The 19,885-nt window shown below is 72.1% G+C and carries 17 protein-coding genes, 1 pseudogene and 1 riboswitch; of the genes and pseudogenes, 8 read left to right on the forward strand and 10 right to left on the reverse strand.

Annotated elements, in window-relative coordinates:
- The first annotated feature begins 125 nt into the window (after positions 1-125).
- Both AB0J21_RS00410 and AB0J21_RS00415 read left to right on the forward strand, forming a co-directional pair.
- Complete coding sequence (locus tag AB0J21_RS00410) at positions 126-1,091, forward strand: pirin family protein (RefSeq protein ID WP_363143501.1); 966 nt, start codon at positions 126-128, stop codon at positions 1,089-1,091.
- A 157-nt stretch (positions 1,092-1,248) separates the two neighbouring features.
- Positions 1,249-1,710 (forward strand): SRPBCC family protein, encoded by a 462-nt coding sequence (locus tag AB0J21_RS00415; RefSeq protein WP_363143502.1) that lies wholly within the window; start codon positions 1,249-1,251, stop codon positions 1,708-1,710.
- A gap of 255 nt (positions 1,711-1,965) precedes the next feature.
- Here AB0J21_RS00415 and AB0J21_RS00420 read toward each other — a convergent pair whose 3' ends face one another.
- Positions 1,966-3,261, reverse strand: a complete 1,296-nt coding sequence (locus tag AB0J21_RS00420) for an MFS transporter (protein ID WP_363143503.1) — start codon at positions 3,259-3,261, stop codon at positions 1,966-1,968.
- A 97-nt stretch (positions 3,262-3,358) separates the two neighbouring features.
- Between AB0J21_RS00420 and AB0J21_RS00425 the strand changes: the two genes are divergently transcribed.
- Entirely contained in the window at positions 3,359-4,282 is a 924-nt protein-coding gene (locus tag AB0J21_RS00425; RefSeq protein WP_363143504.1) for a LysR family transcriptional regulator, read from the forward strand.
- A gap of 376 nt (positions 4,283-4,658) precedes the next feature.
- Positions 4,659-4,994: a hypothetical protein gene (locus AB0J21_RS00430; RefSeq protein ID WP_363143505.1), complete on the forward strand. Its 336-nt coding sequence runs from the start codon at positions 4,659-4,661 to the stop codon at positions 4,992-4,994.
- A gap of 290 nt (positions 4,995-5,284) precedes the next feature.
- On the opposite strand, the gene AB0J21_RS00435 is transcribed toward AB0J21_RS00430, so the two are convergent.
- The gene (locus tag AB0J21_RS00435; protein ID WP_363143506.1) at positions 5,285-6,856 is read right to left on the reverse strand and encodes a CocE/NonD family hydrolase; all 1,572 of its coding nucleotides are present in this window, start codon (positions 6,854-6,856) and stop codon (positions 5,285-5,287) included.
- Between the two features lie 165 nt (positions 6,857-7,021).
- Between AB0J21_RS00435 and AB0J21_RS00440 the strand changes: the two genes are divergently transcribed.
- Positions 7,022-7,663: a TetR family transcriptional regulator gene (locus tag AB0J21_RS00440; RefSeq protein WP_363143507.1), complete on the forward strand. Its 642-nt coding sequence runs from the start codon at positions 7,022-7,024 to the stop codon at positions 7,661-7,663.
- Positions 7,664-7,857: 194 nt separating this feature from the next.
- Here the strand turns inward: AB0J21_RS00440 and AB0J21_RS00445 are convergent, their stop codons facing one another.
- Positions 7,858-10,083: a CocE/NonD family hydrolase gene (locus tag AB0J21_RS00445; protein ID WP_363143508.1), complete on the reverse strand. Its 2,226-nt coding sequence runs from the start codon at positions 10,081-10,083 to the stop codon at positions 7,858-7,860.
- A 292-nt stretch (positions 10,084-10,375) separates the two neighbouring features.
- Between AB0J21_RS00445 and AB0J21_RS00450 the strand changes: the two genes are divergently transcribed.
- On the forward strand, positions 10,376-11,062 hold the full coding sequence (locus AB0J21_RS00450; RefSeq protein ID WP_363143509.1) for a TetR family transcriptional regulator: 687 nt from the start codon (positions 10,376-10,378) through the stop codon (positions 11,060-11,062).
- A gap of 150 nt (positions 11,063-11,212) precedes the next feature.
- The gene (locus AB0J21_RS00455; protein WP_363143510.1) at positions 11,213-11,839 is read left to right on the forward strand and encodes a DUF6417 family protein; all 627 of its coding nucleotides are present in this window, start codon (positions 11,213-11,215) and stop codon (positions 11,837-11,839) included.
- A 318-nt stretch (positions 11,840-12,157) separates the two neighbouring features.
- Here the strand turns inward: AB0J21_RS00455 and AB0J21_RS00460 are convergent, their stop codons facing one another.
- Positions 12,158-13,354: an FAD-dependent monooxygenase gene (locus tag AB0J21_RS00460; protein ID WP_363143511.1), complete on the reverse strand. Its 1,197-nt coding sequence runs from the start codon at positions 13,352-13,354 to the stop codon at positions 12,158-12,160.
- Positions 13,355-13,564: 210 nt separating this feature from the next.
- On the opposite strand from AB0J21_RS00460, the gene AB0J21_RS00465 reads away from it, so the two are divergent.
- Complete coding sequence (locus tag AB0J21_RS00465; protein WP_363144062.1) at positions 13,565-14,023, forward strand: MarR family transcriptional regulator; 459 nt, start codon at positions 13,565-13,567, stop codon at positions 14,021-14,023.
- Positions 14,024-14,137: 114 nt separating this feature from the next.
- On the opposite strand, the pseudogene AB0J21_RS00470 reads toward AB0J21_RS00465, so the two are convergent.
- From AB0J21_RS00470 to AB0J21_RS00495, 6 genes and pseudogenes are all read right to left on the reverse strand, one after another.
- Positions 14,138-14,242 (reverse strand): annotated as a pseudogene (locus AB0J21_RS00470) (hypothetical protein); the annotation flags it as partial.
- Positions 14,221-14,315: riboswitch (cobalamin riboswitch) on the reverse strand. Its footprint overlaps the pseudogene before it by 22 nt.
- Positions 14,316-14,399: 84 nt before the next feature.
- Positions 14,400-16,790, reverse strand: coding sequence for a SpoIIE family protein phosphatase (locus AB0J21_RS00475; protein WP_363143512.1), 2,391 nt, complete (start codon positions 16,788-16,790; stop codon positions 14,400-14,402).
- A gap of 148 nt (positions 16,791-16,938) precedes the next feature.
- On the reverse strand, positions 16,939-17,970 hold the full coding sequence (locus AB0J21_RS00480; RefSeq protein WP_363143513.1) for an iron-containing redox enzyme family protein: 1,032 nt from the start codon (positions 17,968-17,970) through the stop codon (positions 16,939-16,941).
- Entirely contained in the window at positions 17,967-18,209 is a 243-nt protein-coding gene (locus tag AB0J21_RS00485) for a CDGSH iron-sulfur domain-containing protein (protein ID WP_363143514.1), read from the reverse strand. Before AB0J21_RS00485 ends, AB0J21_RS00480 begins: the two co-directional genes overlap by 4 nt.
- Positions 18,193-18,882 (reverse strand): HemK2/MTQ2 family protein methyltransferase, encoded by a 690-nt coding sequence (locus AB0J21_RS00490; RefSeq protein ID WP_363143515.1) that lies wholly within the window; start codon positions 18,880-18,882, stop codon positions 18,193-18,195. The genes AB0J21_RS00485 and AB0J21_RS00490 overlap by 17 nt, the downstream gene beginning before the upstream one ends.
- Positions 18,883-19,133: 251 nt before the next feature.
- Positions 19,134-19,691, reverse strand: coding sequence for a TetR/AcrR family transcriptional regulator (locus AB0J21_RS00495; RefSeq protein ID WP_363143516.1), 558 nt, complete (start codon positions 19,689-19,691; stop codon positions 19,134-19,136).
- Positions 19,692-19,885: the final 194 nt, after the last annotated feature.

The raw sequence follows: 19,885 nt of genomic DNA on the forward strand, positions 1-19,885 counted from the left end.
CGCGCTGGGCGGACCCGTACGGGTGGGACGCGGGCGCGCTCCCGGCACCCGGCGCGGCCGCCGGCCCGGCGGGGCGACGTAGGCGCGGCGCGGCACCTTCGCGGGCATCCTCTAGGTTGAGCGGCATGAGCAACCTGGACACGCGTCCCGAGCCGAAGGTGTGCGGCGGGCGCGGCTTCGTCGTCGCCGAGCCCGTCCGTGAACTGCTGAGCCCCCGCCGGGTACGGCTCGGTGAGTCGACCGAGGTGAGGCGTCTGCTGCCGAACCTGGGCCGTCGCATGATCGGCGCCTGGGCCTTCGTCGACCACTACGGGCCCGACGACATCGCGGACGAGCCCGGCATGCAGGTCCCCCCGCACCCGCACATGGGGCTCCAGACCGTCAGCTGGCTGCACGAGGGCGAGGTGCTGCACCGGGACTCGCTGGGCAGCACCCAGACCATTCGCCCCCGCGAACTGGGTCTCATGACCTCGGGCCGGGCGATCTCCCACTCCGAGGAGAGCCCGAAGTCCCACGCGCGGTTCCTGCACGGTGCCCAGCTGTGGGTCGCCCTGCCCGACGCGCACCGGCACGTCGAGCCGCACTTCGAGCACCACCCCGACCTGCCGACCGTCGAGGCGCCCGGACTGACCGCGACCCTGCTGCTCGGCTCCCTCGACGGGACGGCCTCGCCCGGCACCGCGTACACCCCGATCGTCGGCGCCGACCTGAGCCTGGCCTCCGGTGCGCGGGCGCGGCTGCCGCTGGAGCCGGACTTCGAGTACGGCGTCCTCGCGATGTCCGGCGAGGTCGTCGTCGACGGCGTCCCGGTCTCCGCCGGCTCCCTCCTCTACCTGGGCTGCGGCCGCGGCGAACTGCCTCTGCGGGCGGAGTCGGACGCCTCGGTGATGCTCCTGGGCGGCGAGCCCTTCGCGGAGGAGCTGATCATGTGGTGGAACTTCGTCGGCAGGACGCAGGACGACATCGAGCAGGCCCGGGAGGACTGGACGAACGGGTCACGGTTCGGTGCGGTGCGCGGCTACGAAGGCGCTGGCCTGCCCGCGCCCGAACTGCCTCCGGTGCCGCTCAAGCCCCGAGGCAGGGTGCGCTGAACCGGCCGTACGCCGTCGGCGGCGACGCCGGAGGGTCCGACCGTCCGGCCTTCTCGTGGGTCGCTCAGTCGCTCAGCCTCGGGTTCGAGTCAGGAGGGGCGACCCACGAGGAGTTCCCCGTGCGGGTGGCCGCGACCTCGTGTGTGAGGGTGGGGGCATGACGACCGAGCGATTCGACGTGACCCGACTGATCGCCGCGCCTGCGTCAGCGATCTTCGAGGTGCTGCGGTCCCCCCAGGGGCATGTGGCGATCGACAGTTCCGGGATGCTGCAGTCCGCCGAAGGTGGCCCTGTCGGTGCGGTCGGCGACGAGTTCACCGTGCACATGGACCGGGAGGCTCTCGGCGACCTGCCCATGGGCCGGTACGACGTGACCGTGATCATCACCCGCTACGAGCACGACGCGCTTTTGGAGTGGACGATCTCCGGCACCGTCCAACCGCCGATCCGCCACCTGTACGGGTACCGCCTGGAGCCCACCGCCACGGGCACCCTCGTCACGTCCTTCTACGACTGGAGCCAGATCGACGAGAGGTACCGGCAGGCGGACGTCTTCCCCGTCATCCCGGAGGCGGGGCTGCGCGCCACACTCGGAATCCTCGCCCGCACCGTCGAGTAACCGGTCCGGCCGCGAGCGGGAGGTCCTCGTCGTGGGCCTCTCACCCGAGGACGGCGGCGACTGCCTTGTCGTCGGCCGAGGGCGCGGTGCCGCTCAGACGATCGGCTGCTCCCCGCCGTTCTGGTCGCCGTCGTCGCGCCGCCCGAACGCGACGAGCACCTGGCGGCCGTCGACCGCCGCACTGCCCCGTACCGCGCCACGCCCTGCCACCTGTCGGCAAGCGGCGCACGACGGCACTCCCCCTGGCCCGGCCTCTCAGGCGGCGGGGTCGCCGGTCCGGGTGCCGGCCGCGTTCTCGCGGGCCCGTTCGGGTGCGGCGCTCGCACGTGCCGTCCGGGCGGGCCCGGAGGCGGGACGGGGGCCGACAAGTCCGACGGCCAGGGCCACGACCGCCAGTCCGGCCGCGCTCCACAACAGGGAGGTGATGCCGGCCTGCTCCACGACGACGCCGCCGAAGAAGGCGCCCAGCGCGATCGCCGCGGTGAAGACACCGACGTACAGCCCGGTCACGCGCTCGACGTCGTGCGGGGCGGCCTGCGTCATCCAGATCTGGCCGGACACCGACAGCCCGCCGTACGCGAGACCCCACAGGGCGACACTCACGCCGGTGGGACCGGCGAAGCCGCCGAAGAGCGCGAGCAGCGTGATCGCCGCGCCGATGCCGACCGTCAGGCCGAGGACGGTCACGCGGGCGCGGCGCGCGGCGAGGGCGCCGGCCGCGAAGTTCCCGGCCAGTCCGAAGACGCCGTAGACCAGCAGGACCAGGGCGACGGCGCCCGCTGCCATACCCGTGCGCTCTTCGAGGAGGGGGCGTACGTAGGTGTAGGCGGCGAAGTGCGCGGTGACGAGGAGGGCGATCAGCACCAGACCGGCCATCACCGGAGCGCCGCGCAGGGAGCGTTGGCGGTCCGGTGCGCTGTCCGCTCCGGCCGAGGGGGCGGGGCGGGGCAGGCGGGGCAGCGCGAGCGCGAGACCGGCGGCGAGGAGCAGAGCGGCCGCGGACAGCGCGGTGAACGCGGCACGCCAGCCGAAGGCGTCGCTGACGAACGTGCCGAGGGGGACGCCGATCACGGAGGCCACCGCGACCCCGCTGACGGCGACGGACACGGCGAGGGCCACGTTGCGGGGTGCCACGAGACGGGTCGCGACCGCGGCCGCGAGGCCCCACACGGCGCCCATCCCCAGGCCCAGGACGACGCGCGAGACCACCAGGAGCCCGAAGCCGTGCGCGACCGCGCTCAGCGCGTTCCCCGCGGCCAGCACCACCATCGCGACGGCCAGCACGAGGCGCCGGTCGACGCCGCCGAGCAGGCGGGGCACCGCCGGGGCGGCGACCGCGGTGACCAGTCCGGTGACGGTGAGGCTGGAACCGGCCTCTCCCGCGCTGATCCCGAGCCCCTCGGCCATCGGGGTCAGCACGCCCACGGGCAGCATCTCCGAGGTCACGACCACGAACGTGCTCAATGCCACCACGGTGACCGTCACCCACTGCCAGGGGGTGGTGCGTGCCGGAGCTTGGCCGGTGTTCTCCACCGGTGCGTGCGAATCCATGGCACCACCAAAGCAGTGCGCCCTGGCGGGATCAACGGCCAACTTCTCAAGGGTCGATGAGTTAGAGTTATCGATCCCGCACGGGGAAAGGGACACGATGAACCAGGTCCACGTCCAGGAGATCGAGTGCCTGCTCGTGCTGGCCGAGGAGTTGCACTTCGGCCGCACCGCCACCCGCCTGGGCTGCTCCCAGAGCCGGGTCAGCCAACTCGTCGCGGCTCTCGAACGCCGGGTGGGGGCCCGGCTGGTCGACCGCACCAGCCGCAGCGTGGCGCTCAGCCGCTTCGGCGCCCAGTTCGTCGAGGAAGTGCGCCCGGCTCACGAGGCGTTCGCTTCCGTGATCGCCCGGGCTCGCGCGCGGGCCGGCAGCGGCAGCCTGTGCCAGCTGCGCATCGGCTTCCACGGCAGCGTCTACGAGGAGGTCACCGAGGCGTTCCGCCGGCTGCGCGCCCAGCACGAGGTCACCCTGGTGTTGAGCGAGATCCCGCTCGGCTCCCCCTTCTCCGCCGTACTGGCGGGCCGGCTCGATGCCGCCGTGGTCGAACTCCCGGTCAACGAGACGGCCTTGACCATCGGCTTCCGCTTCCCCCCGCAGGACCGGCTGCTCGCCCTGGCCACCTCCCACCCGCTCTCGGGCGCCGCACGCGTGCACGTCGAGCAACTCGCGTCCCTGGACCTGCTGCACCCCGTCGGTGACGCCCCGGACTACTGGAAGGCCGCCCGCGTACCCCGCTCCACCCCCGAGGGCACACCGATCCGCTCGACCACGGGGATCACGACCGCGCAGGAGGGCCTCGCGCTCGTCGCCTCCGGCGAGCACGGCATGCTGGTGTGCCGGCCGCTGGCCGAGCGGGCCACCCGCAGCGATGTGCGCTACCTCCCCGTCGACGGTCTCGAAGAACCCTCCCAGCTCGGCCTGGTCTGGCGCACCGACCGCGCCTACCGGCAGCTGGCCGCGCTCGCGCGGTTCCTGCACCAGGAGTTCGCCCGCCCGAAGGCGCCGGCACCTCTCCCCATGTGAGCGCGCCCCGCACGGTCACTCAATGTTTCGGCTTACAACAGCCGTGTAAATCAAGGGACTTGAATGGCCTCGGACATCCGGGTTGCGGCCGTCTCGCATGATGGGAAGGTTGCCGAGACGGCTTGCGCAGGCCCACCGCGCGCCGCAATCATCCAGGCATGAGCGCTCCGACCACCACACCTGACACGCCCTCCGGCGTGCGCTGTGGCATGGTCACAGGCTTCTGTTGTCGGTTCTGAACCCCTCCCCCTCGGTTCGGTCCCGACCCCTGCCGGCACGCCGCGCCTCCTCGCGCCGCCACCAGCACTGACGCCATCGGAGTCACCATGGTGAACGACACCACTCCCCTTCCCGGGAGCCCCCGGCCCCGCGCGGAGTGTCCCGCCGTCCGCCGGACGGGGGCGTCATCCTGGGCCCCGCCGTCTTCGCCGTCGCGGACACCGAGGACCGGCTGCTCGCGAGGGAACTGCCGTTCCCGTGCGTGTGGGTCGCCCCCTGGAGGAAGGCCGACGGCCCGGGCCCGCTGCGCGGTTCGCTCGTCGTCAACGCGCTCACCCGGGACGCGGACCTCGTGGCCGCGCTGCTGCGCGAGCCGAGCATCGGGAACGTCCACCTGGACGCGCCGACCGTGTACAGCCGGGGCACCCTCCCGCACGAGGACTACGTCGGGGACTTCCTCATGCGGAGCAAGGCGGTCGTCGTGGCCTTGTGACTCCTTCGCCGCCCGCGATACCCCGGGCGGGCGGCGAGGGGCGAGGCCGCCGGACCGCGCGTGAGTCACGCGCGGTGGGGGCACGGCTGACGCCGGCCCTGACCGGATTGCGCGGAGTTCCCTGGACGTGTCCCCGCTGTCCGCCGATTCCCTTCGATCAGTGCCTTCACGGCCCGGTCCGTCGCCACCGTCCCCGGCGCACCCGTCGGGGTGCTGCTCGCGAGGCTGCGAACGACCGCGTACGGCTTCGGCCCGCCTCCGTCCGAAGGGGCGGGGGCGGGCCGGCCGGGTCACGAGGCCCTGATGGGGAGTTGGAGGTACGACGCGCGGTCGCCCCCGGTGTGGATGACGTGCTGTCCGCCGTTGGCAGGGGCGTACTCGCGGATGCCGGGCATCATCGTGCCCAGGACCGAGTGGCCGCTGACGACGAGGCGGAGCTGTTCGCCAGGGTGGAAGGTGAGCCCGACCGGGAGCAGGTCGATCTCGATGTCGACGACCTCGCCGGGGGAGAGTTTCTCGATCCGGTCGAAGGTGTGGGCGGGGACGTCGTCGGTGGCCAGCGCCTTGTCCAGGTGGCGCATCGAGACGCGCAGGCGGCCGTCCGAGCCCTTGTACCGCAGGATCGAGGCGCCCCGCTCGGTGACGTCCTGGATCATCGCGCCCTGATGGGGCACGGTGAACTGCCGCAGCGGCGTGCCGTACGCGTCGAGCTTCTGGACGAGGAGGAACAGGTCCATGTCGTCGGAGCCCTTCGCCTCGACCCACAGACGCGCCTTCGGGTACCCGACCAGCACGGTCTCCCGCTCGAAGCGCGTCACGAACGAGACGGTGTCGGGGTTGGAGCCGAAGGTGTAGCCCGCCGTGGCCCCGGTGGTGGGTGCTTCGGTCGCCAGGGTCCGTGAGCGGCCGTCGAGGTAGAACTTCGTCGACGTGACGTCCGCCGGCGGGAACTGGTCCGCGGGGACGTTCACCTGGTCCCCGCCCTCCAGATCGAGGACGTCGTAGCGCACCCGGGGGGTCCGCTCCCATCCGTTCGCCTCGCCCTTGAGGAAGTGGTCGAAGAAGCGGCGCAGATCCTCCCGGTTCGCCTCGTCGTAGTAGTCGGGCCACTCCTGACTGTTGTGGACGCGCAGCCACTTGTCCGGGGAGGCGATCCGGCGCCAGGCACGGAAAGTACCGGCGGTGTGCAGCGTGTTGGAACAGCTGGCGACGACGTACGCGGGCACGGTGATCCGGTCGAAGAGCGGGATCTTGTTCTCCCACAGGTCGTCCATCAGCGGGTGGCGCTCGGCCTCCGTGAGGACGTCCTCCTTCTGGCCCTTGCCGAAGTAGCTGTTGCCCTGGAGCTGCCGGGCGAAGCCGGTGTCGGGCATGCCGCCGCGCAGCACCAGGTCGCGGTAGACGTCGCTCACGCCCTCCCACGGGTTGATCGCCGCGAGGTGCGGCGGCTGTTCGGCCGCGGTGAACCACGGGGAGACCGCGAGACAGGACGTCCCGCTCATCGCGAACTTGCCGGTGCACCAGTCCTGGACGCCCAGCCACTCGACGAGGTCGTGGCAGTCCCGGCCCTCCTGCCGGTCCCACAGGACGCTGTCGCCCTCGGAGTCCGCCACACCCCGGATGTCGGGGTTGCGGATCGCGTAGCCCCGCGCACACCAGTACGCCGGGTCCGGGCCCTCGAACTTCTCCAGGCCCGAGACGACGCCGTTGTCCAGCCCGACCATGCCGAAGATGCCCATCACGCCGGCGGACGTCCCCTGGGCCTTCCCGTACGGGCTCCACGCCACGATGACCGGCACCCGCTCCGCCCCGGCGGGACGGAAGAGGTCGACGTGGATCGTGACTCCGTCACGCAGGGTCACCGGCTCCAGCGGCGGGACGGCGTGAAGACCTTCTTGTCATCGCTCACGAGGAGTACCTCGCATCACTTCGTCGCGTAAAGGCTCTGGCAACAAGGCGACCGTACGTCTGCGGACCCCACAACTCAACCTGCGTTGAGATTATGGTCCGGGAGGTATTTTCAGCACATGACCGCACACACGAGTCCCGCCCCCGCCGGGCGCCGCGGACGCCGGCCGGGAACGAGCACGACCCGGCAGGCCGTCCTCCACGCGGCCCGCGCCCGATTCGCGACCGACGGCTTCACCGCGACCACGATCCGACGGGTCGCGGCCGACGCCGGAGTGGACGCTTCGCTCGTCATGCAGTTCTTCGGGTCGAAGAACGAGCTGTTCGCCGCCGTCATGTCCATCCCGGCGGACGCGTTGACGGGCTTCAGCGCGGCGTTCGAGGGACCCGACGAGGGGCTCGGCGAGCGCGTGGTGCGCGCCTTCATCGAGATCTGGGAAGGCGACGCGCGGAGCGCGGAGCCGCTGATGGCGATGCTCCGGGGCGCCATCGTCAACGAACGGGCGAACGAGCAGTTGCGCGCATTCCTCCAGGAGCGGCTGCTCGTCGACGCCATCGCCTCGCGCGCGGTCGACGAGGCGACGCTCCGGGCGGGGATCGTTTCCTCGATGCTCGTCGGGCTCATGGTGGGACGGGGTGTCGTCGGCGTCCCGACACTCACCGGGGCGGAGCGCGAAACCCTGATCACGCTGGTCGGACCCGCCGTCCAGAGCGTGCTGGTCCCGCCCCCGGCCCCCGAGAACGGGCGGCCGGGCCGATGACGGCACCCCGGGGGGTGCCCCCCACCAGACACGGCCGACCACGCCATGGGGGTCTTCCTCGGAGCGCGGGCATCCTGTACTCGCCGTACGCGAGACAGCTCGACGCGCCGAGACGTCGATCGGCGCCCGCCGGGGCGTCCGGCTCCGGGGGCCCGGGCGAGCCACCGGAGCCGGACGGTGCGTTGCCCGGCTGTCTACGGCGTGGGACGGCGCGGCACGACGGGGAGTTGCACGTAGCCCGCGCGGCCCGGTCCCGTGTGCACGGCGTTCACCGCGCCCGCGTGGTAGCCGGCGTCGTAGGCGTGGTGCATGCCGTGCGCGACGCCGTCGTACGGCTGAATGTCGATGCGGAGACGCTGGCCCGCGCGGATCAGCCCCGTGTTGGGGACGAGTTCGATCTCGACCGGCACCACCTCACCGTCGCGCAGGAGCGCGTGGTCGCCCTTGAGGTGCGTGTGCTTGGGCGTGTAGGCGGTGGAGCGTTCGACGTCGAGCTTGCGGTGGGAGGCCTTGAGCCACCCCTTGGCGAGCGGAGCGATGCGGTCCGGGTAGTTCATCGTGGTGATGCCGGGGAAGTCGACCTCGCGATCCTGCGCGTCGACGACGCGCACCGAGACGTAGATGTCCATGTCCTCACTCGTGGACGACACCCACAGCGCGACCTTGCCGTATCCGGCGACGACCGCGTCCTCGGCCAGGGGCTCGCTCACGAACGATATGCCGGTCGTGCGGGGGTCGGCCGACTCGACGTCCGCGGAGTAGCTCGCGTCCCGGTCGGCGGTCGGCGCCGCCTGTGACAGCCGCAGGAAGTCGCGGCGCGCCGGGTCCTCGGCCCAGTCCGAAGGGCTCGCGTCGAAGAACCACCTGGTGTAGTTGGTCCTCGCGATCGGCCACTCGTGCTCCTCCTGGATGTAGGAGGCTCCGTTGCCGGTGCGGATCTCCAGGCGCACCGGCGGGGTGTCCATGATCCCGTTGTCGATGCCCTTGAGCCAGTGGTCGAAGAACGCTTTGTGCTGGACGACCGTGTCCGCCGCATAGGACTTCTGGAACCAGTCCTCCCAGAAGTCGAGCTTCTTGTCCGGGGCCGGCGTGCCGAGATACGCCTCGCTGCCGCCGAGCTGGTGGAAGTGGGCGAGGTGCGTGGTGGCGGCGACGGACCACAGCGGCACCGTGACCTCGCTCAGGTCCGGGCTCATGAACAGTTCGGCGCGCGGCCCGAAGATGAGGTCCGGATCGGAGTCCTTGAAGGGGCTCTCCTTCATGATGCGTGTGAAGTCCGCGATATCGGGTTCGCCGCAGACGGCCGGCACGAATCCCGAGCGCTTCCAGATCGGGAAGAACTGCTCGTTGAGGATGCCTCCGTTGTAGGCGACTTCCTCGTACAGGTCGACATCGGTTCCGATGGCGATCATCGCCTTGAGGTGCGCGGGGCGCAGGCTCGCGGCGGCGTGCTGGCTGACGGCGAGGTACGACATCCCCCACAGACCGACCGAGCCGTTCGACCAGGGCTGAACCCCGGCCCACTCGATCGCGTCGCGGAACGCCTCGGCCCCGGCGATGCCCCAGGGGGCCAGTTGGCCGGGGCTCCTGCCCGAGCCCGGCATGTCCACCCGCACGACGGCGTACCCGTCGGGCACCCACGTCGCGGTGTTGACGGTCTCGTGGTTCTCGAACTGCTGGCCCCCCTCGTTGCCGAGGAAGTAGTCCTCCTCCATCTGTTCGTGCGCCTCCAGGTCGGCGTCGTCGCAGATGGAGTGGTGGTTGAAGGCCTTTCCGTACGGGCCGCAGCTCACGATGACCGGGTAGGTGCCGGTCTCCGCGGGGCGGAACACGTCGGCGAAGACATGGGAGCCGTTTCCCAGCGGGATGAGCACGTCGCGGAAGCGGAGGATGCCCATGGCGTTGCGGCGCAGTTCGTTGCGGGCGTTCGCGGGGGTGCACAGCTCCCGGGGCCTCGCGTCGGTGAAGACGCCGGCCCGGTTGAGGTCGTCGAGGAGTGCGAGGACGACCTCGTCCTCGGTGAACGCCCGCACCTTGTCGGCCACGCCGGTGCCGGAGTAGTCGGCGTCGTGGCGGAAGTCGATCCTCCGGTCGCCGATGATGTCGTGGACCTCGGGGGCGATGGTGGTTCCGTTGTCCCGGATGCCGCTGCGGCCGAGCGTGAACACCAGGCGGGCGATGTTCGTGACGCCCGGGTCCTTCAGCTTGTTGATGTCGCCGTCGACGCGCGCCACGATCTGCGCGAGATGCAGCCGAGGCGCTGCCGGAGCGTGTCCGATCGACGTGTTGCCGACGAGGAACGCGACACGTTCACCGTCCTCGTACTGGAATTCGCCGCGCTCGTTGGTCAGTCCGTGGCAGCTGGGGGTCTCGTACTTCAGCCCCGCTATGGGCCCTGCCAGGACCCCTGTGTGCGTCATCGTCTCTTCCTTACTTTCGATCACGGGTGCCGCAGGCGCGGTCCGGGGCCGGCCGCAGGCGTGAAGCCGGCCCCGGAGCGCGCCGGCGCCGACCGCGGGGAGGGCGCCTCGTCATCGGAATCGGACCGGCGGGCCGCCCTGCGGCCCCCAGCGGCAGCCGGAGTTCCGCACGCCGGTGCGCGGGCGGCTCGCGGCGGACCGGCCGGGCCGCTCCGCTGTCGGGCAGCCTAGGATCACGATCACATTAAATCAACCGTCGTTGATATCTTTGACGGCTCGCTAGACTGCCGGCATGCCCGCAGAATTCACCGCTTCGCCCTCGCGTCCACCGCGCGGGCGGCGCCCGGGGCGGAACGCGACGCGTCAGGCGGTCCTCGACGCCGCGCGTGCCCGTTTCGCCGCAGACGGCTTCAAGGCCACGACGATCCGCGGGATCGCCGCGGACGCCGGCGTCGACGCCGCGCTGGTGATGCAGTTCTTCCGGTCGAAGGACGAGCTGTTCGCCGCGGTGATGGCGATCTCGCCGGACGCTCTCGCCCAGCTCGCCGACGCGTTCGGCGGCCCGGAGCACTCGCTGGGCGAACGGGTCGTCCGCGCCCATCTGAGCGTGTGGGAGGGCGGTTCGAAGGACGCGGCCGCCCTGCTCGCGATGCTGCGTGGGGCGATCACGAACGAAGGAGCGACGGCGCAGCTTCGCGAGTTCATCGAGTCACGCCTGACAGAAGAGTCGAACCGGCGCGCGCTCGACGACCACGACAGCGCGGTCCGGGTCGCTCTGGCGGCGTCCATGCTGATCGGCATCGTGGTGGGGCGGAAGGTGGTGCGGGTGCCCCTGCTCGTCGGCGAGGACACCGAGTCGATCGTCGAGCGGGTCGGGCCCGCACTGCAGGAGATCCTCGCGCCCGGGCCACGGCCCGTGTCGTCCCCGGCCGGTGGCCAAAGCGCAGACGGCCAGAGGCGCGCCGAGAACATCGACTGACGGGGCCCCGGGAAGGACGAGCTTCCGTGCGCCGACCGCCCGGTGCACGGATCTCCCCAACCGGTGATCCTCCGGCGTTCTCCAGTACGCGCCGGGGCTGAGGTCTACCGTCGTTCGTCAGAGGGTCGGCCGTCGAAGTGCGGGGTGGGGATGAGTATCAGCAGCGCGGCGCGCGCCAGGGCACTCCGGGTCCTGCGGGACGGGGAGCGGGAAGCCCTCCGGGGCTGGGTGCTCCCCGGTGCCGTCTCTGCCGAACAGCGGCGGGCCGTCGAGGCGGCCGCCCGTCAGGGTCTGGCCGAACTGGCCGGCCCCGAGGTCCGCGCGGAGCTGTCCGTGGCGCACGCGGGGCGGCCGGTCCTCTGGGCGGCCCGGCTCACCGGGCAGGGCCACGATGCCGTCGCCTACGCGGAGGCGAGTGAGGCTCCCCTCCCGCGAGCGGAGACGCACGAGGCCGGTGCCGACGAGGAGGTGGTCGAGCTGCGGCCGACCGCGATGGACGTGCTCCGGGTGTTCGTGCGCCTCGGGCCCGAGCTGCGCGTGCCGCCGGCCGAGGGGCTGGCCGAGCGGGTGCGTACGGCCTTCTTCGACCGGTCGGCCAACTGCTGGACGCTGTGTCTGAACTCCGGGCAGATGCAGTCCGCCGCCTACGCCTTTCACCTGCACGCGCTCGCGCTCAGCGGCACGGTCACCGAGGCCAATCGCTTCGCACGGGAGCACGGCTTCATCGTGCGGCTCGACGAGTCCACGGGCAGCTTGCGGGTGACGCGACTCCGCTGAGCCCTGACCGCCTCGCCCGTCCGGGCCACCTCACCCTCGATCACGCGTACGGGCTTGTGGAACCGGCCGGTGGTAGCCCGGGAACCAACCGGAGCGCGCCTCGGCCGCCTCGGCCACCGGTGTCGCGTCAGGCGTCATGGACCGCTGGACGTCGCCAAAAGTGCCCCGCGACGGTGCAGTGGAGAGGTGCGGGGAGACTTCGTTCCGCCGGTACGGCATGCACGATCCGGGCTCAGCACGCCCACCCCCCCCACTCAATCACGGATGTTGCGTGCCGAGGACAGTCGTGCCGTCCGGCGGAGGACGGTGTACACGCGCTCAGCTCCTCGTGTAGTCGGGCAGCGTCAGAGCGGTGTGCGCCTCTTCGCCCGCGTCGCCGGGAAGGAGGCCGGGCGCGCCTCGCAACGCCTCGTCGCGGCGGGCCAGTTCCTGGGCGGTGCGGGGCGCTAGGGTCGAGCCTCCCGCGGTGGCGAGCGCCTGGTTCTTGCGTACGAACTCGCGCATCACCTGCTCGTAGGCGGCGAAGGCCGTGCCGTGGTCGGCGTGCGTGGCCAGTTCACCGGCGAGGACGTAGGCGCCGACCAGCGAAAGGCTCGACCCCTGACCGGACATGAAGGACGGGGCGTGGGCCGCGTCGCCGACCAGGGCCACTCGGCCCCGGTGCCAGGACGGCAGGTGGATCTGGCTGACGACGTCGAAGAACAGGTCGTCGGCCGCCCGCATGGCGGCCACCAGGCGGGGCACCTCCCACCCGTCCCCCTCGAACCGGGCGGCCACCAGATCGCGCTGCGCCTCGGGAGCACGGAAGGCGCTGTAGGGGGCCTCGGTCCGGGCGAAGTTGAGGAAGCCGTACACCGGGGCCTGCGGATCGGTGGCGTAGAGGACGGCGGCCCTTCCCGGCGCGTTCCACGCGAGGCCCTCGTGCGAGAGGTTCAGGTGGTTGGGCAGGGTGAAGCCGGCGAAGCAGTAGCCGAGGTAATGATGGAACTGCTCCTCGGGCCCGAAGACCAGGCCGCGGGTGTTCGAGTGCAGTCCGTCGGCGCCGATAACGAGGTCGAAGACGCGTCGCTCGCCGCCCCGGAAGGCCACCTCGACGTGGTCGGGACCGTCGGTGAGGGTGTCGATGGAGTCGCCGAAGACGAACTCGACCCGGTCACGGACGAGTGTGTACAACTGGTCGGCGAGGTCCCCGCGGCGCACCTCCAGGTCGCGGCCCTCGACACCACCGGTCACCGCCTCCGGGCGCAGGGCGGCGATGAGCGCCCCCTCCTGGTCGACGAAGGAGATCCGCCTGCTGTCCACGTGGGCCTGCTGAAGCCGCGACCGCAGACCCATGCGGGTGACGACGTCCACCGCGGTCCCGCGGATGTCGATGGGGTAGCCGCCGGCCCGCAGGTACGGGGCCTTCTCCACGACGGTGACGTCGAAGTCGTAGTGGTCGAGCCAGTGGGCCAGAGCCGGTCCGGCGATGCTGGCGCCGGAGATGAGGACGGTCCTGCGGGGGCGGTGCTTCATGGGTCGCTCTCCCAGCCGTGCGTGACACGCTCAATGGTGCCTACTTTAGGTATCCTTTTCGGGCGGAGACGTCCCCTCGGACGACTCCACTTCCACCACCATATAGATACCTACTTTAGGTATGCAAGCGAGGCGAGGATGAGCAGTCCCCCACCCCTCCCCGGGGGCGACCCCACCCGGCCCACGGACGACGCCCTGGGCCGGGAGGTGATGCCCCGACTGATGCGGCTGAGCAACGCCCTCAACCGGGGCCGGCTCACCGAGCGCGCGATGGAGTCCGTGGACCTGAGGCTGGACCGGCCGGCCCTGTCCGTCCTCCTCACGCTGCACATGGCCGACCGTCCCCTGCGCGTCGGGGAGATCGCCCAGCGCATGGAGCTGGTCGGTCCGCACATCACCCGGCAGGTGAAGGAGCTGGAGCGCCGGCACCTGGTACGGCGCGTCGCCGACCCGCTGGACCGGCGGGCCAGTCTCATCGAGCCGACCGAGTCCGGCACCAACGGCGCCGCCCAGTACGTCAACACCCTGTTCGGCTGGTTCGCCGAGGCGGTCGCCGACTGGGAGGAGGAGGACAGGAGGACCTTCGGCCGCCTCCTGACCCGCTTCGCGGACGACTTCACCGCCCGCCTGGCGGCGGCCGACGAGCGGACGCCACCGGACTCCCCCTGAGCACGCCCGCCCGGCCGCCTCCCCGGGCCGACGCGCGACGGCTCAGCATGCGCATGCCGGACGTGACGCTCCGCGCTGCCAGGGCGCGCGCCCCGGTCCTTCCGGTCCCTGCGGTCAGGACCTTCCGAGCTCCTCGCGGACTGTCCGGGCGGCCGCCACGAGGTGTTCCAGGGAGGTGCGGGTCTCGGGCCAGATGCGGGTCTTCAGGCCGCAGTCGGGGTTGGCCGTATGACGGCGGTCGTTCCCCCTCACCGCTGCGGGGCGGTCCCGGATTCCCACCCGGTTCCCTCTTGCGACGCCTCCCGCCTGGCCGGACGGGGCGGACCAGCTGCGTCGGCCACCCTACGGGCCGTCGGCACCTGCGGCGGCCGCCCGCTCAGTCGGCGGACAGTTCCTGCTCGACCCAGATCGTCTTGCCCGTCGCCCCGTATCTGCTGCCCCAGCGCAGGCTGAGCTGCGCCACCAGGAACAGCCCCCGCCCGCCCTCGTCGGTGGAGTGCGCGCGGCGCAGCCTGGGCTGGGTGTTGCTGGGGTCGCTCACCTCGGTGATCAGGAGCCGGTCCCGGATGAGTCGTACCCGGACGGGGCCGCCCGCGTGGCGGACGGCGTTGGTGACCAGTTCGCTGACGATGAGGGCGTGGGAGAAGCTCAGTTCCTCCAGTCCCCAGGCGGCGAGCTGGCCGGTGGCGGCGTCCCGGGCCCGCGCCACCACTTCCGGCGCGGCGGAGAACTCCCATTCCGCCACGGCGTCCGGCCCCAGGGCGGCGGTCCTGGCGAGCAGCACCGCGGTGTCGTCGCGGCGCGGGCCGTGGTCCTCCTCCCCGCCCATGAGGGCACGGCCGACGGACGTCAGGTCGTCGTCGCCCTGGTGCTGAAGCGCGTGCAGCCGCTCGGCGAGCCCGACCACGTCGTCGAGATCCAGGTCGGAGCCCTGGAACACGCCGTCGGTGTACAACGCGAGCACGCTGCCGGGAGGTACGTCGACGGTGGTGGTCTCGAAGGGCTGCCCACCGACTCCGAGCGGGGGTCCGGGCCGGACGGCGAGCGGCGTGGTCACGCTGTCCGGAAGGCTCATCAGCGGGGGCAGATGGCCCGCGGAGGCGATCGCGCAGGTGCTGGAGACCGGGTCGTGCACGGCGATCAGGCAGGTGGCGCCGACCGTGTCGCGGTGTTCGGGTTCCGCTTCGGAGGCGAGTCGGGCGACGAGGTCGTCGAGGTGGGTGAGCATCTCGTCGGGGCCCAGGTCCATGTCGGCCAGCGTCTGGACGGCGGTGCGCAGCCGTCCCATGGTGGCGGCGGCGTGCAGTCCGTGTCCGGTCACGTCGCCCACGACGAGCGCCGTGCGCAGGGAGGACAGGGCGATCGCGTCGAACCAGTCGCCGCCGATCTCCGATCCCTCCTCGGCGGGCCGGTAGCTGCCCGCCGTCTCCATCGCACGGGTGCGGGTCATGAACTGCGGGAGCAGACGCCGCTGGAGGGACACCACGGAGCGGTGCTCGCGCCGGTAGCGGCGGGCGTTGTCGACGCTGAGCGAGGCGTGCGCGGCGATCTCCGTCAGGAGGTCGGCGTCCTCCTGGTCGAAGGCGTGGGTCTGGCGGGTGCGCCACACGCCGACCACGCCCAGCAGCAGGTCGCGGGCGAACAGCGGCGCGAAGATCACGGAGCGTCCCTCGCGCGGGGTGAGGATCGGCAGTTGCGGGGTGCCGGCCAAGCGGTGTTCCACTTCCTCGCGGCTGACGACGACGGTGCGGCCCGCCTGGAGTGCGCGCACCAGGGGGCGGTCGGGGAAGGGGGGCACGGACTCGCCGGGCTGGAGCAGTCCGGCCGGCCAGCCGCCGTCGGCGCAGCGCACGGCCGTCCTGCGCAGGTGCGGGTCGCCGCCACCACTGGTCCGGGGCGGTTCGTCCCCGGCGAGGACGGCTTCGGCCAGGTCGACCCAGGCCAGGTCACCGAAGGCGGGCACCAGGACGTCGGCGACCTCCTGGGCCGTCCGGAAGACGTCGAGCGTGACGCCGATGTCGGCCGCCGCGCGGTGCCGCAGCTCGCGCCGGCGTTCCGCTCTCCAGTGCTCGGTGGCGTCCGAGAGCAGGACGGCCACCCCGGTCGGGCGGCCGTCGCGCCCCGTCGTGCGGACGGCGGTCACCGAGAACGACCAGTCCCCGTGCTTCCCGTCCCTGGAGGTGACGCGTTGTTCGTCGCCGACCAGTGGGTCGCCGGTCTCCAGCACGTGGCGCAGGGCCGCCTCGGCGGACCGGCTGTCCTCCTTCGTCATGACGTCGCTCAGGCGGCTGCCGACCGGGAGGGTCAGCCCGGCGAAGGTCTCCTCCATGATGTTGGTACCGACCACGACCAGGTCGGTGTCGCGCAGGACCATGCCGATGCGCTTCTGCCCGAGCAGCGCCCGCACCAGTGCCTCGCCCTGCTCGGAGCGGGCGGCCTGTTCGGCGGGGACCGCGAGGACGAGCCGCCGCGAGGAGCTGTCGAACGGCTTGTTGCCGTAGCGGACGGTGATGACGTCTCCCCGCGCGGTGCGCAGCACGGCCGTGCCGTAGCCGGGGGCGGGGGCCGAGGCGGCGGCGTACCGCGCCCAGGCGGGCCGCTCGGCGAACAGCCGCAGCACCGAGCGGCCGAGGACGGCGGAGGCGGGTCGCCCCAGCAGTTCGGCGGCGGTCCGGGACCACTGGGTCACGATGCCGCGCCGGTCGAGGACCGCTGCGGCGACACCGGCGAACAGCTCACCGTCGTCGGGTGCGCTGGTTGCGCTCATGCCGGGGTCACCGCCTTGGGGGTCGACTGCTACGACCTGCTGCTCTGCTCATTCTTGCCAGCTGCAGCCGGTGTTTTCCTGTTGAGCGGCGGCTGAAGGGACCGTCCGGTGGGCGGCGAGGCCCACCGGACGGCCGGTGGGTCGCGTCTCATCGCTCCGGCACCGAGCGGGCCGGCGCGCCGAGTGGGGCGCGCAGCGCGCTGCGGCCCGAGCGCCAGGAGGGGAGGAGGCGGGCGCCGAGCCGGTTCTCCAGCAGGGTGGTGGACTCGACGCCGAAGACCACGTCGGCCTCCAGTTCCGGGTGGTCCTCAAGCAGTCCGCCGACCACGTCGCGGCGCACGACCTGTTCGTGGACGGCGTCGGCCTCGACGTGCTCGGTGTAGAAGAACTCGGCCGCCGGTCCCCCTCCGGTGCGGCGCAGGGCCTCGGCCAGTCGCCGGGAACCGGGCGAGGAGGTCACCTCCACGCAGGCGAAGTGGCCCACCAGGCTTCCGCGCAGGGCCCGGTGGAGGCCGAACAGCGACATCTGGTTGACCGTGGCGAGCGCCTCAGCGGGCGCGTGGTCGAGGTAACCGCCGTAGCCGGTGTCCAGGCCCAGGTCGGCCATGAGTTCGGCGAAGAGCCGCGCGTGGACGCGTTCGGCCCGTCCGGCACCGAACTCGTCGTACTCGACGGCGACCATCGCGGCCTTGGCCCGGCCGTGCAGGCGGGGGATCACCCAGACGTGCGGATCGGCCTCCTTGAGGTGGTAGAGGGAGCGCAGGGCCGCGTACTCGCGCAGATGCCACAGCTCGCCCTCGTACTGGAGGTACTGGGCCACGCTCGACGGATCGCGCCCAGCGGGTTCGACGAGCAGGCCCTCGAAGGCCTCGGTCACGGTCCGGCCGGAACCGGTGTCCGCGCGCAGGGCCGCCAGGTAGCCGCGCTCCAGGCGTTCGCGCGCGCCGAGCAGTACGGGGTCCCACTCGCGGCCGTCGTCCACCCCGGCGAATCCGCGGTAGTGCAGTTCGTACAGCACGTAGAGGGCCAGTTGCAGGTCGTCGCCGTACGGGGCGGCGTCCGGGAGCCGTGCCGGGAGCGGCCGGTCCTCGGCCAGGGCCCTGATCACCGCGTGCGACAGGGGGCCGCGGGCGGGGGGCAGTGACGGCCCGGTCGTCGGGGGCCTCGCTTCGCGGATCATGGCGTCCCGTCCTCCTGCGTGTCGGCGGGTTCCGGCGGCGGGGCGGGGCGGGCCCTGCGGCGGTGGCTGGCGTCGCACCAGGGGGCGGTGCGGGTGCGCCGGCAGGTGCACAGGGCGACGAGGAAGCGGTCGGAGCGGCTGACGCGGCCGTCCTCGGCGACGACCTCGACGGGGCCCTCCACGAGCAGCGGGCCGTCCCGGGCCACCCGGACGCGGCGGGTCTCACGGTCGTTCGGCACGGATCACCACCACCTCCTCGCGGTCCTCGTCCGGTCCCAGCAGCCCCGCGCTCCTGAGCCAGCCGAGCCGCGAGCGCACGACCGGTCCGAAGGGGATCCTCGCGCGGTCACTGACCGAGGTGCGCAGTCCCGCTTCGGTCAGCCTGCGCACGGTCGTGTCCGTGCCGCACAGCGCCGAGTGCACGAGGAGCAGGACACCGCCGCTGCGCAGCGCCGCTGGGGCGAGAGCGCACAGGTGGTCGAGGACGGCGCGGCCGTCGTGACCGGCGTCCCAGGCGCGGGCCGCGCCCTTGGTGGGCGGTCCCGGGGTGGGCGCGGGCACGTACGGCGGGTTGCTGATCAGCAGGTCGTAGCTGCGCGCGGTCAGGGCCGCGACCGCGTCGTGCCGGCGCACGGTGAGCCGCTGGCCGCTGAGCAGGGCGTTGGCCCGGGCCGAGAGCACCGCGCGCCACGCGATGTCGACCGCGGTCACCCGTGCTCCGAGCCGGGCGGCGTGGACGGCGAGCACCCCGCTGCCGGTGCCGATGTCGAGCAGGTCGCGCGGGCGGGCACCGGGCGGGAGTTCCCTCTCCAGCGCCAGCAGCAGGAGCCTGGTGTCGGACTGTGGCGCGTAGACGCCCGGCAACCGCAGCAGGCGGCCTCCGGTCGTGGCATTGGTGATGAGGGCGGTCATGGCACGGCTCCTGTCCTCGTCCCTGCGCGTCCGGGCCGCTCGTGCGACGTGCGGCGCGCCCGCCGAGTCCCCCGCTCGATCCTCCGTCGGCCGCGCGCATCCCACCACTGGAGCGCTGCGGTGCCCACGGGCAACGGGAACGAGCCACGGGGAAACAGGGCGGGCACGTCCACGGGGCGGGAGCGGATGCCCGGGCAGGCTTGGAGAGCGGCGGTCGGCGAGGCGCGCCGTCCGTCCGGGGACCCGGAAGGTCAGAGACCGAGGGCGGGCAGGATCACGGAGCGCACGTAGGAACGCAGGAAGACGCGGTCGACGGCGTGGTCCTCGACCAGTTCCCTGGCGATGACCCCGCCGATCATCATGTGCGCCATGTAGTCGATGGCCGGGTTGTCGGCGGCCACCTCCCCCCTGGCCACGGCGCGGCGCACGATCAGGCGCAGGACGTCGTCCTCGGGCTCGATCAGCAGGTCGCGCAGGGCGCGCATGAACTCGGGGTTGGTGTGCGCGACATGGATCAGGCTGCGCAGCAGGGCCGTCTGTTCCTCGGTCTTGCTCTCCTCGTAGTGGTCGACGAGCTCTTCGAGGTCACCGCGGAGCGATCCGGTGTCCCCGCAGGCGCTGGGTGAGGGCTTGCCGTGTTTGAGCGCTCGGGCGACCAGCCCGGCCTTCCCGCCCCACTGGCGGTAGAGAGTCGCCTTGCTGACGTGGGCGCTGTGCGCGACGGCGTCCATCGTGAGCGACTCGTAGCCGCATTCGCGGACGAGGTCGAGTACCTTCTCATAGAGTTCGTCGGCCCTCTGGGCACTCATCCTGCCGGGCGCTGATCCGCTCGTCACTGACACGCTTCGCACCCTCCGTACCTGACCTGCCTCGGGCCGAGCTTACCAAGAGACGGCAAAGAAACGAAACAGTTTCGTTCGCATCAACTTCGCGATCAAGGTCCTCGCAGGGTCCAAAAGTGGCCCCTGAGCTGCATATTCCCGATATGGGCAGGCGATCCGGC

Origin of the sequence: Streptomyces sp. NPDC049954, assembly GCF_040656295.1 — a bacterium.
Classification (GTDB): Bacteria; Actinomycetota; Actinomycetes; order Streptomycetales; family Streptomycetaceae; genus Streptomyces.